The organism is Nodularia sp. LEGE 04288 (genome assembly GCF_963896525.1).
Classification (GTDB): Bacteria; Cyanobacteriota; Cyanobacteriia; order Cyanobacteriales; family Nostocaceae; genus Nodularia.
Window position 1 is genome coordinate 132,344 of record NZ_CAWQOY010000094.1, and the last position, 15,034, is coordinate 147,377.

Annotated in this window: 15 protein-coding genes; 7 read left to right on the forward strand and 8 right to left on the reverse strand. The window is 43.5% G+C overall.

Going from position 1 to position 15,034, the window contains the following annotated elements:
• The first annotated feature begins 47 nt into the window (after nucleotides 1–47).
• Complete coding sequence (locus AACX33_RS07625) at nucleotides 48–263, forward strand: hypothetical protein (protein ID WP_193997721.1); 216 nt, start codon at nucleotides 48–50, stop codon at nucleotides 261–263.
• A gap of 61 nt (nucleotides 264–324) precedes the next feature.
• Here the strand turns inward: AACX33_RS07625 and ribD are convergent, their stop codons facing one another.
• The 4 genes from ribD to AACX33_RS07645 all read right to left on the reverse strand — a co-directional run bounded on the left by ribD (nucleotide 325) and on the right by AACX33_RS07645 (nucleotide 4,347).
• Entirely contained in the window at nucleotides 325–1,602 is a 1,278-nt protein-coding gene (gene ribD, locus AACX33_RS07630) for a bifunctional diaminohydroxyphosphoribosylaminopyrimidine deaminase/5-amino-6-(5-phosphoribosylamino)uracil reductase RibD (protein ID WP_193997720.1), read from the reverse strand.
• 170 nt (nucleotides 1,603–1,772) lie between these two features.
• On the reverse strand, nucleotides 1,773–2,411 hold the full coding sequence (gene mreD / locus AACX33_RS07635) for a rod shape-determining protein MreD (protein ID WP_193997719.1): 639 nt from the start codon (nucleotides 2,409–2,411) through the stop codon (nucleotides 1,773–1,775).
• A 68-nt stretch (nucleotides 2,412–2,479) separates the two neighbouring features.
• The gene (gene mreC / locus AACX33_RS07640; RefSeq protein WP_193997718.1) at nucleotides 2,480–3,244 is read right to left on the reverse strand and encodes a rod shape-determining protein MreC; all 765 of its coding nucleotides are present in this window, start codon (nucleotides 3,242–3,244) and stop codon (nucleotides 2,480–2,482) included.
• A gap of 95 nt (nucleotides 3,245–3,339) precedes the next feature.
• Entirely contained in the window at nucleotides 3,340–4,347 is a 1,008-nt protein-coding gene (locus AACX33_RS07645) for a rod shape-determining protein (RefSeq protein ID WP_193997717.1), read from the reverse strand.
• 369 nt (nucleotides 4,348–4,716) lie between these two features.
• Here AACX33_RS07645 and AACX33_RS07650 point away from each other — a divergent pair, with 369 nt between their 5' ends.
• Entirely contained in the window at nucleotides 4,717–5,079 is a 363-nt protein-coding gene (locus tag AACX33_RS07650) for a single-stranded DNA-binding protein (protein WP_193997716.1), read from the forward strand.
• Between the two features lie 52 nt (nucleotides 5,080–5,131).
• Here the strand turns inward: AACX33_RS07650 and AACX33_RS07655 are convergent, their stop codons facing one another.
• On the reverse strand, nucleotides 5,132–5,878 hold the full coding sequence (locus AACX33_RS07655; protein WP_193997715.1) for an SIMPL domain-containing protein: 747 nt from the start codon (nucleotides 5,876–5,878) through the stop codon (nucleotides 5,132–5,134).
• Between the two features lie 229 nt (nucleotides 5,879–6,107).
• On the opposite strand from AACX33_RS07655, the gene AACX33_RS07660 reads away from it, so the two are divergent.
• From AACX33_RS07660 to AACX33_RS07670, 3 genes are all read left to right on the forward strand, one after another.
• A complete protein-coding gene (locus AACX33_RS07660) occupies nucleotides 6,108–6,521 on the forward strand; it encodes an EVE domain-containing protein (RefSeq protein WP_193997714.1) in 414 nt (137 codons plus the stop codon).
• Between the two features lie 96 nt (nucleotides 6,522–6,617).
• On the forward strand, nucleotides 6,618–8,108 hold the full coding sequence (locus AACX33_RS07665) for a cation:proton antiporter (RefSeq protein WP_193997713.1): 1,491 nt from the start codon (nucleotides 6,618–6,620) through the stop codon (nucleotides 8,106–8,108).
• 814 nt (nucleotides 8,109–8,922) lie between these two features.
• On the forward strand, nucleotides 8,923–10,809 hold the full coding sequence (locus AACX33_RS07670; protein ID WP_193997712.1) for an N-acetylmuramoyl-L-alanine amidase: 1,887 nt from the start codon (nucleotides 8,923–8,925) through the stop codon (nucleotides 10,807–10,809).
• Nucleotides 10,810–10,929: 120 nt separating this feature from the next.
• On the opposite strand, the gene AACX33_RS26470 is transcribed toward AACX33_RS07670, so the two are convergent.
• Nucleotides 10,930–11,145 (reverse strand): zinc ribbon domain-containing protein, encoded by a 216-nt coding sequence (locus tag AACX33_RS26470; protein WP_193998023.1) that lies wholly within the window; start codon nucleotides 11,143–11,145, stop codon nucleotides 10,930–10,932.
• Between the two features lie 78 nt (nucleotides 11,146–11,223).
• On the opposite strand from AACX33_RS26470, the gene murI reads away from it, so the two are divergent.
• Nucleotides 11,224–12,087: a glutamate racemase gene (gene murI / locus AACX33_RS07675; RefSeq protein ID WP_193997711.1), complete on the forward strand. Its 864-nt coding sequence runs from the start codon at nucleotides 11,224–11,226 to the stop codon at nucleotides 12,085–12,087.
• Between the two features lie 36 nt (nucleotides 12,088–12,123).
• Here murI and AACX33_RS07680 read toward each other — a convergent pair whose 3' ends face one another.
• A complete protein-coding gene (locus AACX33_RS07680) occupies nucleotides 12,124–12,300 on the reverse strand; it encodes a hypothetical protein (protein WP_193997710.1) in 177 nt (58 codons plus the stop codon).
• Between the two features lie 1,103 nt (nucleotides 12,301–13,403).
• Between AACX33_RS07680 and sds the strand changes: the two genes are divergently transcribed.
• On the forward strand, nucleotides 13,404–14,375 hold the full coding sequence (sds, locus tag AACX33_RS07685) for a solanesyl diphosphate synthase (RefSeq protein WP_193997709.1): 972 nt from the start codon (nucleotides 13,404–13,406) through the stop codon (nucleotides 14,373–14,375).
• A gap of 86 nt (nucleotides 14,376–14,461) precedes the next feature.
• On the opposite strand, the gene AACX33_RS07690 is transcribed toward sds, so the two are convergent.
• Nucleotides 14,462–14,935 (reverse strand): hypothetical protein, encoded by a 474-nt coding sequence (locus AACX33_RS07690; protein WP_193997708.1) that lies wholly within the window; start codon nucleotides 14,933–14,935, stop codon nucleotides 14,462–14,464.
• Nucleotides 14,936–15,034 lie beyond the last annotated feature (99 nt).

The window sequence follows — 15,034 nt, forward strand, 5'->3', positions numbered from 1 at the left end:
TTGTGTAATCTAAAAACAGCTAAGCTCATGATTAAATTGAGGTCTTAATGACTCCTAAAATTCTGCGTCAGCTTTGGTCTGTGGTGGAAAATTCTCAAGCTAGGATACTATTGCAGATGGACGATCCTAGCTTGGTACAGTGGCTGGTAAAACAAACTACAAAGCAAGCCTCGTTAGATCCCAACGAAACTGATTACCTCAGTGACTACATTCAGTCTCGGTTAACCCTCATCCGTGATCTTGCTTATGAGCGCCAATGTTAAGAATAATCAACTCGTAATAGCCTACAGTCCATAGTCAAAACTCTTGGCTATGGACTAACAACTATGAGTTTTTTTGGGGCAAATAACCTTCAACTAAGCAATCAGAACCGACAACACGCCAACGAACCCGTTCCAAGTTCAGGGCTTCGGTCATGATCGTCAAACCTAAATCACCTACAGGTGTCGCAGCATGACTACCACCAATGATTTTAGGAGCAATAAAAGCCAGAATTTTTTGTACTGCACCTTGAGCGATCGCACTGGCGGCCAAAGTACCACCACACTCCCATAGCACGCTACAAAAACCGCGATCGTATAAATTGGTCATTACCAATTCTGGTGTCAGGGATGTTAACTCTACCACCTCAACCCCCTGTTGGCGCAAGAAATGTTGGAAATCAGGTGAGCTACCCTCCTCTGTCAACACCAAAGTGGGAGCCTCCGCAGTTTGCCACAGGCGGGCATCTTCAGGCAAGTTGAGCTGACGACTCATCACCACCCGCAGGGGATTATGCGCTCCTAGCTGATGACTGGTTAAGTAAGGATTATCTTTTCGGACTGTATTGCCACCAACAATTATGGCATCGCACCCGGCCCGCAGTTGATGAACTTCATTACGAGCATCTTGGTTTGTCACCCAAGCACTGTGACCAGAGGTAGTAGCAATTTTGCCATCTAGAGTCATGGCATATTTCAAAATCCCCAAAGGTCGTTTATGGAGAATGCGATGGATAAAAGCTTCATTGAGCTGATAACAGGCTTCGGCTTCTACTCCGACAACTACCTCAACACCAGCCGCACGTAAACGAGCAATACCTCCGCCACCGACCAAGGGATTTGGGTCAACGATACCGACAACGACCTTAGCCACACCAGCTGCGATTAACGCTTCTGAACAAGGGGGAGTGCGTCCATGATGATTACAAGGTTCAAGATTAACGTAAACTGTGGCACCACAAGCGCGATTTTCTTGGGTCGAGTCAGCGCCCACACCTGCTGCTTTCAAAGCAAAAACTTCTGCATGAGGCTCACCGGCACAGGGATGAAACCCTTCGCCGACAATCTCTCCATCTTTAACAACAACCGCCCCCACTAGCGGATTAGGTGAAGTGCGACCCAGAGCTAGGCGCGCCAGAGCCAAACACCGTTGCATCATCGCCCGGTCAAAGTCACTGCCGATTCTCTGTTTCTCTGGGAAATCAGATTCAACTGGCGATCGCGCCAGCTCTGTTTCTGGGATGCCCAGAGGGCTTTTGTCAGTTCGCAATATCAGCCCATTTTCCTGAGTATCATTGGTTAGAGATAAATTTAGTTGAGCAACCACTGGGAAATTATCCATAATTTTGGGCGGTACTTTCAATATTTTGCACGCTAGCTGCTGCTGTCGTGATACTTCAACAGTAATATCCAGGAGCTACTGTTTGCTATGTGGTATCTTACTCAACTCTAGCTCGAATCAAAATTGCCAGTGCTTGCCCAAATTCTCGAAAAATTTAGAAACCTGATTCTCTAACTCGGCTCTAACAATTTCATTTTTTGCCACCAAAGATTCAAAGGATAATAAACGACAGGGGCCCAAAGACTACTGAGAATGGCAGAAGCCAGAGCGCCCCGTTGATAATATGCCCAAATATATTCCACTTTGCGTAGGCTTTGCCCGTCGTAGGTATCACCCATCAAACTTAATTGCAACCCAAAGATAGTTTCTGCCACAACTGCCATCACAAAGACAATTAAAGCAATAGAAATAAAATCTTCTTGGATAAAACGCTGCTTTTTCAGCACACTAGTCAAAAACCCAACGCAACCCAGAGTAATCGCATGGGTAGGGTCAGGTGATGTCATAGCATCTTGAAGTAGTCCCAGAACTATACCGGCAAATATTCCTTCCCAGACCGAGCGCTTTACACTCCAAGCCACCACCCAAATTAACAGCCAATTAGGCCCAATTCCCAATAATTCCATTCCCAAAAAGCGGGTTGGTAACATCAGTAAACAAAACAGCACAGACCCAAACGTTACTGACCAATTGAGCAGTTTAAGTATACCGGGATGCCAGGACGCAAGGGGGTGATTAAACAGTGGAAATTTTCGCTGTGGCGCTTTAGGCTTGCTATGCCTGCTACCGCTAAATGAAGGCATCTTCATTATTGTCAGAGATTTTAAATAATCTCACTAAAGTTTTGGTTTGCCAATTCTGGGTTTGTCGGCTATGACTAATCAGCATCTTGCACGAAGGGATATACAGCTACCCAATCCAATGACAGTATTGGCGGTAAAAGCTCAACTTTTGCCACTGATGCTGGAGATTGCTTCAAATCTAGAGACTTAACTCGTCCTACTGGCACACCAGCCGGAAATTTTTGACTATAGGTAGATGTAGAAATTAAATCTCCTACTTGAACATTTGGCATTTTTTCATAAAACTCCAGTACAGCCTCCGCCGAAGCCTCTCCCCGCAAAACACCCTTGGCTGATGTGCGGTTAATTGTTACACCTACTTGACTCTTGAGGTCACTAATTAACAACACACGACTAGTATTAGGAGTGACATTCTCTATCAAACCCACCAAGCCGCCATCCGTTTTGACAATAAAGCCTTCTTCAATGCCAGCATTCGAGCCACGATTCAGGGTAACTTGTTGCCACCAGTGGTCAGCACTACGTCCCACTACCCGCGCTGGAATTGGGCGTAATGAGAGTGGGGCTTTCTCAACGTAGCCTAATAAATTTTTCAGCTTTTTATTTTGATTTTCTAAATCAGCTATCCGCGTTTGCAACTCCAAGAAGCGGGCATCATTAAGACGTTCTTCTGGACTTGTCCCTGTTTGTAACATTTGCAACGGACGGCTGACAAATTGGTACATTTCCAGCACTAAATGACCCTGCGTCTGTCTCAACATCCAGGCACTACTCACTACTACAGTTAGTAACCCGACTTGTAGTAATTTACGTTCCCACCAACGACGTACAGTAACCATCTATACCTTATTTTTCTCAATTCCTAAAATGTTAGATCCTATTGACATGAAACTCAACTGCAACCCAAATACAAGCCCATATCTGTTGTTTATGACTAATTATTGCCATAACGCCCACTCAGAACTCGTTCTAGCTGGTCAAAGTTTTCTAACACCCGACCTGTTCCCAGTACAACACAACAAAGAGGATCAGCCGCAATGTGGGTGACAATCCCGGTTTCATGACTAATTAGAGTATCTATGCCTCTGAGCAAAGCACCACCACCAGCGATCATGATTCCTCTGTCAATAATATCTGAGGCTAATTCTGGAGGAGTCCGTTCCAGTGTCCGCTTCACAGCTTCTATGATTACTCCTAGCGGTTCCAACATACATTGACGAATTTCTCCCCCTCTGAGTGTGACAGTTCTTGGTAAACCAGAAAGCAAGTGTATACCCCGGACTTCCATCATCAGATCATCCTGCTCGTTGCTGGGATAAGCCGAACCAATGCGAATCTTGATATCTTCAGCAGTCCATTCTCCAATCACCAAGTTATGAACTTTTTTCAGATACATAATGATGGACTCGTTTAGTTCATCACCAGCGATGCGTACTGATTCACTGATGACAGTACCCTGGAAACTTAGCACGGCAACTTCTGTTGTCCCGCCACCAATATCAACAATCATATTGCCTGTGGCCTCGGAAACAGGTAGCCCCGCTCCAATAGCTGCTGCCATTGGCTCATCAATTAAATACACTTCTCTGGCTCCAGCTTCGATAGCTGCATTTGACACAGCCTTTCTTTCTACCCCTGTCACACCACTGGGTATGCCAATGACAATTCGCGGGGAAATCAGTGATTTCCCCCCGTTTACGAGTTGGATAAAGTGTTTTAACATCAGCTCGGCAATGTCAGAATCAGAGATCACTCCATCACGCAAGGGACGGAGAGCAATCACATTTCCCGGTGTACGTCCGAGCATTTTTTTGGCTTCTTCCCCCACTGCCAGTGCGATCTTTCTGTTTTGATCAATAGCCACTACAGAAGGTTGTTGGAGTACAATACCTTTACCAGATACATAAACTAGGGTGTTGGCAGTACCGAGATCGATACCCATGTCCCATGATGAGCGAAAGTTCCTAAAAAGCCCCACGCGTTTCTACGCCCCTTTTTTGCGATACTTGTTGGCTAAAAACTGTTACAGTTAATAGTGCTGGATTTTATTATGTTTTTTCCCGTCAGTCCAGCAGGCCAGCTATTTCCTGAGAAACTTTAGTAATCCTTACTAGGTATTAGGTGTCCATGTTGTTGATATTCTCTAATTAGTTATATATATCCGTATACTTTTTTTATTTGTACCAATCATTTATCTCATTTTTATACGCAGGTTTACTGTTAATTTTTTCACATATTTTTAAATAGCTTCACAATTAGCTATGATCGAAATCAAAATATATCAGTAATTTTGTACTAAAAGGTCAGAGCCATGAGCATTAACATTGTCACCCTTGTTGGTCGTGTCGGCGGCGATCCAGATATTAAATATTTTGAGTCTGGTACAGTGAAGTGTAGATTAACATTAGCAGTTAAACGTAAATCCCGTAACAGCGATGAACCTGACTGGTTCACCTTAGAACTCTGGGACAAAACAGCAGAGGTAGCAGGTAATTATGTCCGTAAAGGCAGCTTAATTGGAGTCAAAGGTTCCTTAAAGTTTGACACATGGAGCGATCGCCAAACAGGAGCCAACCGCTCTATGCCAGTCATTAGAGTAGATCAACTAGATTTATTAGGTTCCAAGCGGGATACAGAAGGTGGAATGGCAGATATGCCTTCAGAACATTTTTAATCAATCATTGGTCATTGCTAATGACTAATGACTAATGACTAATAACTAATGACTAATAACTAATTTGCAGTGTCACCGATGCTTCTACTTGCTGTTCACCACCAATTACAGGGGTGGAAGCATCAGCGCTGGCTAACTTACCAACTTCAGCACGCTGCAACATCGGAGGCGGTGGCGCACTTGCACCATTGACTTGAATACTTACCACTTCCTTAGCCTGGAAACCTAATGTACTGAAAACAGCATTAGCTTGTTGTTGAGCATCTTGGGTGGCTTGTCTGAGTGCTTGTTGTTGAGCAGATGCGATCGCCTGATCACTAGCAATAAAACTCACACCATTAATTTGCGTTGCACCGGCTTTCACAGCTTCATCTAAAAGCGTACCCGCTTTATCGGTAGCAATACGAAAACTCACAGTGTTATTAGCAGTATATCCAGTAATTCGTTGCACATTATCGGTGTAACTATAAACTGGATTCAGGCGAATGCCAGTAGTTTGTAATTTTTCCACATTTCGGCTTTTGAGCAAAGCGACCACAGCTGATGAACTGCGAGCCGCTTCTGCTTGTGCTGACTCTGCCGTTTTAGCCTGAATCTCCACAGACAGACTCACTTGTGTCAGGGTAGTAGGAATTGTTTCCACACCGCGACCGCTAACTGTCATAGTTCGCAACAATTTTTCTTTTTCTTGGGCTAACCCAGAAGGGATAAAAGTAATACATACTAACAAAGCTAATGGTAAAATTTTCCAACCGTTACCAGCCCGAAACCAAGAACCGGATAAAGCGGGTCTATACATAAAATTTGCACTCCTCTGAAAAGATTCTACATCTGCTAACAGCACTGCTTTGTACAGAAGCGATTAATCACCTCTGTCATTACACCGCACAGGTTCACACCCCGCTTTGGACTTTGCGCTTCAGCACTTTTTCATATGTTCTTAGTTTGACACTGCCATAGTCTAAAGTAGGGACGGTTACATTTTTGGAAACTATAAAAATTAAATTAAAACTTGGGGAGATTCTTTGATGCCATACTGGCTGCTGAAAACTGAACCAGAAAAATATTCCTACTTTAATCTAGAACAGGATGGTAGTACAGTTTGGGATGGGGTAAACAATGCTCTAGCGCTCAAACATTTACGGAATATGCTTCTTGGCGACTTGGCATTTATCTATCATACAGGCAAAGAACGACAGATTATCGGGATAGCAGAGGTGATCACTCAACCTTATGCTGATCCAACATTCAACGATGCCAAACGGGTAGTTGTGGATGTCAAGGCACTCAGAAGAGTCTCTGCGCCTCTTGCACTAGCCCAAATCAAGCAAAATGAACAATTTACTGACTTTGATTTGCTGCGGCTTCCTAGACTCTCTGTTGTGCCAGTATCGGAATTTTATTGGCAACGCCTGATTTCATTGACTGACCGCACAAAATAATTTAACAGATATCTTGAATATATGTTGCTTTCCATAAAGTAGTAAAAATAGAGAGAAGCATTTTCGCAGCACACATTAGGACTTTTGCACAACATAATGCAGTTTTTAGATGCAATCAACGTATATTTTCCCCTGCTGGCTAGTACAACAGAAACAGCAGACAGTTCAATGGTGATCGGCGCAGTCCTACTGAGTTTAGTGGTAATCTATCTGTCCAGCAAAGTTGGTGGAGAGTTATCCAACCGAGTAGGTTTACCGCCTGTCTTAGGTGAACTCTTAGGAGGTGTGGTTGTGGGCATCTCTGTTTTGCATCTGTTAGTTTTTCCAGAAGGTGGCACAGACAGTTCTAACTCCTTAATCATGACCTTCCTGCAAATCACTGCGGGTTTAACTCCTGAAGCTAGCCCAGCAGTATTTGAGGCACAATCAGAGGTCATTTCCGTATTAGCAGAACTGGGTGTAATCATTCTGCTGTTTGAAATTGGTTTGGAGTCCAACTTAAAAGACTTAATATCAGTGGGGGCCCAAGCCGCTATAGTGGCAGTCGTGGGGGTAGTAGTACCTTTTGCTGCTGGTACTGTGGGATTAATGGTTTTGTTTGGTGTCGGTGCTGTACCAGCCATTTTTGCCGGGGCGGCTTTGACTGCCACTAGTATTGGCATTACTTCCAAGGTGCTGTCAGAATTAGGCAAACTCACTTCCAAAGAAGGGCAGATTATTCTGGGTGCTGCTGTCATGGACGATGTATTAGGAATCATCGTTCTCGCAGTAGTTGCGAGCCTAGCTAAAGATGGCGCAGTAGACGTGAGCAATGTCATCTATCTGATTATCAGCGCCACTGGTTTTCTTGTGGGAGCAGTCGTCTTAGGTAATGTTTTCAATAATACTTTTGTGGCGATCGCTAATCAACTCAAAACACGTGGCGAACTGGTGATACCAGCAATGATCTTCGCTTTTGCGATGGCATACTTTGCCTCTGTCATCCATTTAGAAGCAATTTTGGGAGCTTTTGCCGCCGGTTTGGTCTTAGAGGAAACCGATAAACGCAAAGAATTGCAAAAGCAAATTATACCTATTGCCGATATCCTAGTGCCAATCTTCTTTGTGACTGTTGGGGCCAAAACCGACTTGGGAGTCTTGAACCCAGCCATCCCCAGCAATCGAGAAGGTTTAATTATGGCAACTTTCCTGATCGCAGTGGCCATTATCGGTAAAGTGATTACAGGTTTCAGTGTGTTTGGTCAACCCCAAATCAACCGTTTAGCAATTGGTGTGGGAATGATTCCTCGTGGTGAAGTCGGGTTAGTCTTTGCTGGTGTCGGTGCTGCTAGCGGTGTTCTTTCTAAATCACTGGGGGCAGCAATTATCATGATGGTGATCACTACAACCTTTTTAGCTCCCCCATTGTTACGGTTCGTATTTCCAGAATCAGACAACTTGGTAGCTGACTCAGACAAACTGATTTTAGACGCAGCTACTGGGACACCGTTGATTGTCGAAACACCTTCATCGATAGTGTCTACCGTAAACGATGGTAAGAATCGGGAAGACAGCCCAAATTATGGGGATAATTCATCAAAAAGCTAAGTAATTTGAGGGGCTAGTACCGCAAGGCGGAATTCAAAATTCCAAAGTGAGCCAGAACGGTCTTCTCCCTTGAAGAGAGGCTAACACCAATGAGGTTTCTTCCATGAGCGACTGGCAAACCCCGAAGGAGTCAAAAGTCAAAAAGCCTATTCTATGAGCTTTTCATAGATTTAAAATGGTTATGCTATTTACGCCGTGCTGTACTAGGGGCTAGGGATAAGGGGTTAGGGACGAGGAAAGAGTTTGTTTCATATTCAATCCCCAATCCTCATTGCCCCTTATCCCCAGTTTCAGGAAACATAATCCATAAATCTCCGTCGTTGGAGACTGTCAATTTGAGTTTTTGTCTCACTACTATTAGCATTCAAAATGTTATATTTTGCCAGTCTTACTCTGCTTCTAAATGTTAATTTAGATACTTTAAAGCAATTATCCATAAGTCACCGCAAGTTTGATCAGATCAATTAAAATTAGTTAAATTTCTCTCAAAAAATTGATTTCCAGCCAGCCATTAGAAAAATCAGCCCCAATCAAAAGGCTAAGTCAAGTGTCACTCACCAATATTGACTGAGTGTGGTTAATTTTGGTGATCCTTTTGTTGCATCTGAAATACTTTGTTCTCGTGAATATTATATCCTGATAGGATGGCAAAGTTAGAGGGCATACTAGCAATTTAAGCCATTAATTGTGTCTTTATACCAGCACAAAAGTCACAGAAGTATCAAAGATTAAGATTAGGTTGTAACAGTGTGACGATTAGCCAATATGTTGAGATATTGATGGCTCCCATGAACGCGAATCAGGAGAAAGGATTGTGAAATTACACTGGTTACTACCCAGTACTGTAGGAACTATCGTCTTACTATCGTCGCCGGCTGTAGCAGCAAGACTGGAATCTTGGCGTTTTGATGCCAATCAAAATCGTCTAGAAATCAACACAAACGGCGCTGTTCAACCCAAGGCAGAACTCGTCTTCAACCCGACGCGTCTGGTAATTGATCTACCAGGTACAACCTTTGGGCGACCCCAGTCAACGCAACAGTACAGTGGAGCTTTTCGTGCTGTCCGTGTGGCGCAGTTTGACCCCCAAACAACGCGTTTAGTTGTTGAACTCAGTCCTGGCTATACCCTAGACCCCCAGCAGGTGCAATTTGAAAACGTCAGTGCCAATCGCTGGAGGGTACAATTACCAAGGCCAACAGCAGAGCAAGCAGAATCTTCTGCCACAAATATCTACAATGTGGTAACCGTTGATTCTGATGCTAATACCAAACCGGAGTTCTCTAATCAAGTTGCCAGCGCCACAGTAGGCAAAACTCAAATTCAGAACCTACAGGTAACAGGTGATGGGTTGTTTCTTCGGACTAGTGGCGGCAATCCTCAAGTTAAAATCAATCGGAGCAGCGATCGCAATACCATTTTTATGGATATTGCCGACGCGAGTTTGTCACCCAGTCTGACGCAGCGAAATAATGAAATTAACAGACATGGTGTGAGTCGTGTCGAATTAACTCCCTTAAACAGCCAACCACCTGGTGTCCGCATGACTTTGCGGGTAAACAAAGATACGCCAGACTGGGGGGTAACGAATAGTAGCACTGGCGGTTTGGTGGCTTTACCCTCTCGTGTTGTCAGATTACCGGGAAATAATCATGCCAACAACTCACAGAACAACCAGCCAGCACCTCCAGCCACTGCCAACATCCTACCAGTAGCCAATAATTCGCCAGCAACTATTCAGGCTATAGAATTGGCTAATAATGAGACGCAGTTACTGATTAGATCAGATAAAACAGTCAATGCCACTAGTGGATGGGATAGATCATCCGGTTTGTTCCGAATCACTATTCCCAATGCGAAGTTAGCAGCCAACGTTAGAGGCCCAGATTTTAGTGCCAATAGTCCCATCCTCCGGGTACGCTTGCAACCTCAAAATAATGCAGTAGTTATCTTGGTGCAACCAGCAGCAGGAGTGCAACTTGGGGAACTAAACCAAGTCAGCAACCAGATTTTGGCTCTACAGTTACGAGGTTCTCGTCAGGCTATGGTTTCACCCCCAGTTGCCTTACCACCCCTACCACCACCAACCCAAGGGCAACTACCAAGTCCAAATGCTCCTCCCCCACCCAGACCCCAGCCAGCGCCACGTCCAGCACCGAGAACCAGAACTGTAGTCATGATCGACCCCGGACACGGTGGTAGAGACCCAGGCGCAATTGGTATTAGGGGACTGCGTGAGATAGATGTCGCTTTGCCCATTAGCAAAAGGATAGCCGCGATTTTAGAGCAAAATGGTGTACAAGCCGTACTAACGAGGGATTCAGACTATTTCGTCAGCCTTCCAGGACGAGTTGATTTAGCAAAACGAGCGAACGCTGATTTATTTGTCAGCATCCATGCTAATGCCATCAGTATGAGTCGTCCGGATGTCAATGGTTTGGAAACATATTATTTCCAGAGTGGTCAGAGTCTAGCTCGCTCGATTCATAGCAGCATTCTTCAAAATGTCACTATCCGAGATAGAAAAGTGCGGCAAGCCAGATTTTACGTCCTTCGAGCCAGTTCTATGCCCTCGGTTCTGGTAGAAGTGGGTTTTGTCACAGGCTCTGAGGATGCGGCTCGGCTCAGAACCACAGCTTACCAAAATCAAATGGCGGATGCGATCGCTCGTGGTATCCTTCAGCATCTACAACGAAGATAATTCACCAGATAAATCCTGACAAACCAGACATAAAATAGTTTTGGTGTTTTCTTCGATGCTGCCCACGGTGGGCAATCCGCCGTCAGCTACGATACTCTACAACGAGAGATTAAAAACTCTTCAACCCTCATTTTTCATGTGAACTGCGGCATTTTCATCTCTATCCTCAACATGGCCGCAGTTTTCACATTTATGTATTCTATCGGCTAAAGTAAAATTTTGTTGATGACCACCATTAGAACATGATTCAGAGGTTGGCGTTAGCGTCTTTGTTCGCCCAGCGTCCCGTAGGGAAGGATACCAACGGCTAATTATGACTAAATGTAAATCATACAGTCTACATTAAAAATACTTTTACGAATTTTCTGCTACATTTTGTATTTTATATCCCAAAACTTCAATCAATATCTACCTGTGTATTCATCCTCCATCTTTGACGACAATCTTGACGATTTTTCTGATAAAGAGCCTCAACGCGCCCCCATCGGAGTTTTTGACAGTGGTGTGGGTGGGCTGACAGTACTGCGTCAACTTTATCGGCATCTCCCCAATGAATCAATTATTTACTTTGGAGATACAGCTCGGCTACCCTATGGCATTCGTTCACAAGCAGAAATTCTACAGTATGTGCGCGAAATCCTCCACTGGATGCAACAGCAACGTGTAAAAATGGTGATTATGGCTTGTAATACTAGTTCTGCCCTCGCACTAGAAATAGTCCGTAGGGAGTTTAGTATGCCTATTCTCGGAGTTATCCTACCGGGAGCTAAAGCAGCAGTGATGCAAGGAAAACGTATCGGTGTCATTGCTACCCCAGCCACAGCTAAAAGTAATGCCTATCGCCACGCTATTCTCGAAATTGATCCGAATGTCCAAGTCTGGCAAGTCAGTTGTCCTGAATTCGTGCCACTCATTGAGCAAAATCGCATCCATGACCCTTACACTACTGAAGTAGCACGCTCATATTTAGAGCCGTTAATACAGCAAGAAATTGATACCTTGGTTTACGGCTGTACCCATTATCCCCATCTTGCACCAATACTGCGATCGCTCCTCCCTTCTCCAGTCAAACTAGTTGACCCAGCTGTTCACGTTGTCGCAGCTTGTAATCAAGAATTAGACCTACTCGGCTTAAGCAATACACACCCCCCACAACCAACTCGCTTCGCTGTCAGTGGTTGTCCACAACAGTTTGCCAAATCTGGTGTGCAGTGGCTAGGCCATACGCCCACGGTTGAGAATGTGGATTTCACTGATACCGCAATTTCCCAATTTTAAGATTTTGACTTTTGATTTGTGGGTAGCAGTGCTAGCCTATTGACTATTAACTACCTCAGTCACATGAGGAGTTATTGACACATTTTGCTCGTGTTTTCCTGGGTTAGTCGCAGGTAAATTTTTAGCAGCAGAGCTTTTGCCGATTCTCTTTGCCAGCGCTAATAATAGGTAGACTGTAAACAAATATCCAGCAGCTAAAATAAAAGTCAACATAGGTATCTTCCCGTAAATCATCGTTCTACCAGCACCTTTTTTAATGGAGTATGTAATTTTTTTAAATTAGAAGAAATTCAACCAACCAAGTTAATCCTTGATGGCTGTAGTTTGCTATACTAAATTTCCCCGTAAATTTAGAACTATCTACGGTTAATTAAATAATTATTGAACTGAGTTTTTTGCAGACCACACACCACAGCAGTTAAATTGCTCAACAGCAATCTCAACTGCACTCCTCAGCAGTCTACTTAGTCTGCATTATTTACTGGCATACCTCTATGACCAGAGCAGCCTTAGCATTCAACAGATGCTAAAAGCTTGCAGCGCATAACCTATAAGGATACCGCAAGGCTCCACTTCCGGAGGCTTAATTGCCGTGCAAAGAACAAAGAAATAATTTTCTTAATTCTTGATTCTTAGTTGACAGCTACGACTTATTTTAGAGACTCACTACCCAATGAGTAAAATTACTTAAAAGCAACTTACTTGGGAAAAATGAGTTCTGAAAAATTTAAAATTCCTATATTTTAGCGTAACACAATGATCCTGAGTTTTCAGCCCAGTTTGGGGTGAAATTTGAAAAATTTCTAGCTAGCTAAAAACAGGGGTGGGAGAACTTAGCCATCCATACATTATTAATAACTGTATATTTTTTTACTTTTATTTAGATAGAGTCTTGAAAATTTCGGATTATATGTAACCTATAATGCTGATCACCAAAAATGAATTCCTGAGAAAAACAGCAATATCCTTGTACTAGAGTCTTTACACAAAACACAAGAGGTACTATCACCTCGAAAATATACAAAAAATATTCAGTAAGTTTGATTTCTTGACTTTGGAGGATCTAGCCAACAAATATCCAAAAAAAATATTTGCCTGACGCACAGGATATTTTTCTGAGGAGGAAACATAGCTTTATAGGGTGGCCGTAAGGATTCTATCCCATTTGTAGTTCTCGCCAATCTCAACAGTTTATGCCGAACCGACCGGAAATAAGCGGGTATTCTCTCATCAAAACTTTGCGCTGGCACAGGCTTATCTTAAAATGAGTGTAGGATATGTAAACTTTCGTAACCTAAGCCAGAGTCCGCCCATCCATGACCTCAGCCACCTCCCTGTTTACCCCTGTGGAAGCAGACCTGCGACTATTAGCAGATAACCTCAAGCAGCTAGTTGGAAATCGCCACCCCATCCTATTTATGGCAGCCGAACATCTATTCGGAGCTGGGGGAAAGCGTATTAGACCAGCAATTGTTCTGCTGATATCGCGGGCCACAATGTTAGAAAATGACATAACACTGCGTCACCGCCGCCTAGCAGAAATCACGGAAATGATTCACACGGCAAGCTTAGTGCATGACGATGTGGTAGATGAATCACAAATGCGACGTGGTGTGGAGACTGTTCATAGTCTGTTCGGTAATCGCATTGCTGTCCTAGCAGGAGATTTTCTCTTCGCTCAATCGTCCTGGTATTTAGCCAACTTAAATAATTTGGAGGTGGTGAAACTACTCTCAGAAGTGATTATGGATCTGGCGACTGGGGAAATCCAGCAAGGAATAAATTGTTTTGATCATGGCATCTCTATAGAGACTTACCTCAAAAAGAGCTATTACAAAACAGCCTCCTTAATTGCCAATAGTTCCAAAGCAGCTGGATTACTTAGTGACGTTTCCCTAGAAACTGCCGAACATTTGTACAACTATGGCCGTCATGTCGGTCTGGCATTTCAGATTGTGGATGATATTTTAGATTTCACTAGTACAACAGATACTTTGGGTAAACCAGTCGGATCTGATCTCAAAAGTGGCAATCTCACCGCACCTGTTTTATTTGCGTTAGCCGAAAAACCAGACCTGGAAGCGCTCATTGAACGGAAGTTTGACCAAGAAGGAGATTTAGAGCAAGCACTGGATCTGATTGAAGATAGTCAAGGTATACAGCAAGCGCGAGAATTAGCGGCTTACCATGCCAAGTTAGCAGTTGATCATCTTCAGGTGATTGCACCCTCTGAATCACGCAAGGCACTAATCAATATCGCTGACTACGTACTTAGTCGGCTTTATTAACAAATTTGAGATTTTTAAATTAATTTTTTTAGTTTTTGCAGTGGGGAGCTTAGATGTATCTAATGAATCTCCACTGCAAAATTTATTTATGCAATATCTGGAGGGATCTGTTTACCCTTTTGCTGTCGTTTCATCTGTTGTTGCAAGAGTTTTTGCAATTCTGAGCGTTGGATTTCCCTGGTATGAGTGGTCTGACCCGGCGTTTCCAAAAAAATGAGACTATCTACGGGTTCTAAAGCCACCAATTGGAACAAAATATGGGTAACAGGAACAATTTTAGCGACCATTTGAGGGTCAAGCCCAGCAGGTGAAGTTAGGGAGACATCCTGTATGGTAGGAAAAGCGTAGATGACGCGCTTTTCTAATCCTGGATTTGCACGATTGCTCAATGTAGTTAAAACCCAGCTCTCTTCTGAATTTTGAAGAATATAGTACTGGGAATGGCGTAATTTTTTAGCGATCGCGATCAATACAGGAGCAATTGCTGAAACAAGATGTGGTGTTAAGCCATCGCGGGGTGCATTATTAATCAGCAATTGAATTTGTGATTTTAAATCCATAATGACTTGGAAACGACTCGGTGGGTAATGGCAAAAGCATCTATCAAATTGTGAACTATCCCATCAATGGGAACAATAAGAATAGGCACATCCGAATCA

What these genes read in the sequence shown, in the direction of transcription:
- AACX33_RS07655 (WP_193997715.1), bottom strand. Translation starts at nt 5,878, where the DNA reads ATGTATAGACCCGCTTTATCCGGTTCTTGGTTTCGGGCTGGTAACGGT.
- sds (WP_193997709.1), top strand. Translation starts at nt 13,404, where the DNA reads ATGACCTCAGCCACCTCCCTGTTTACCCCTGTGGAAGCAGACCTGCGA.
- AACX33_RS07680 (WP_193997710.1), bottom strand. Translation starts at nt 12,300, where the DNA reads ATGTTGACTTTTATTTTAGCTGCTGGATATTTGTTTACAGTCTACCTA.
- AACX33_RS07645 (WP_193997717.1), bottom strand. Translation starts at nt 4,347, where the DNA reads ATGGGTATCGATCTCGGTACTGCCAACACCCTAGTTTATGTATCTGGT.
- ribD (WP_193997720.1), bottom strand. Translation starts at nt 1,602, where the DNA reads ATGGATAATTTCCCAGTGGTTGCTCAACTAAATTTATCTCTAACCAAT.
- mreD (WP_193997719.1), bottom strand. Translation starts at nt 2,411, where the DNA reads ATGAAGATGCCTTCATTTAGCGGTAGCAGGCATAGCAAGCCTAAAGCG.
- AACX33_RS07665 (WP_193997713.1), top strand. Translation starts at nt 6,618, where the DNA reads ATGCAGTTTTTAGATGCAATCAACGTATATTTTCCCCTGCTGGCTAGT.
- AACX33_RS07625 (WP_193997721.1), top strand. Translation starts at nt 48, where the DNA reads ATGACTCCTAAAATTCTGCGTCAGCTTTGGTCTGTGGTGGAAAATTCT.
- AACX33_RS07660 (WP_193997714.1), top strand. Translation starts at nt 6,108, where the DNA reads ATGCCATACTGGCTGCTGAAAACTGAACCAGAAAAATATTCCTACTTT.
- mreC (WP_193997718.1), bottom strand. Translation starts at nt 3,244, where the DNA reads ATGGTTACTGTACGTCGTTGGTGGGAACGTAAATTACTACAAGTCGGG.
- AACX33_RS07690 (WP_193997708.1), bottom strand. Translation starts at nt 14,935, where the DNA reads ATGGATTTAAAATCACAAATTCAATTGCTGATTAATAATGCACCCCGC.
- AACX33_RS07650 (WP_193997716.1), top strand. Translation starts at nt 4,717, where the DNA reads ATGAGCATTAACATTGTCACCCTTGTTGGTCGTGTCGGCGGCGATCCA.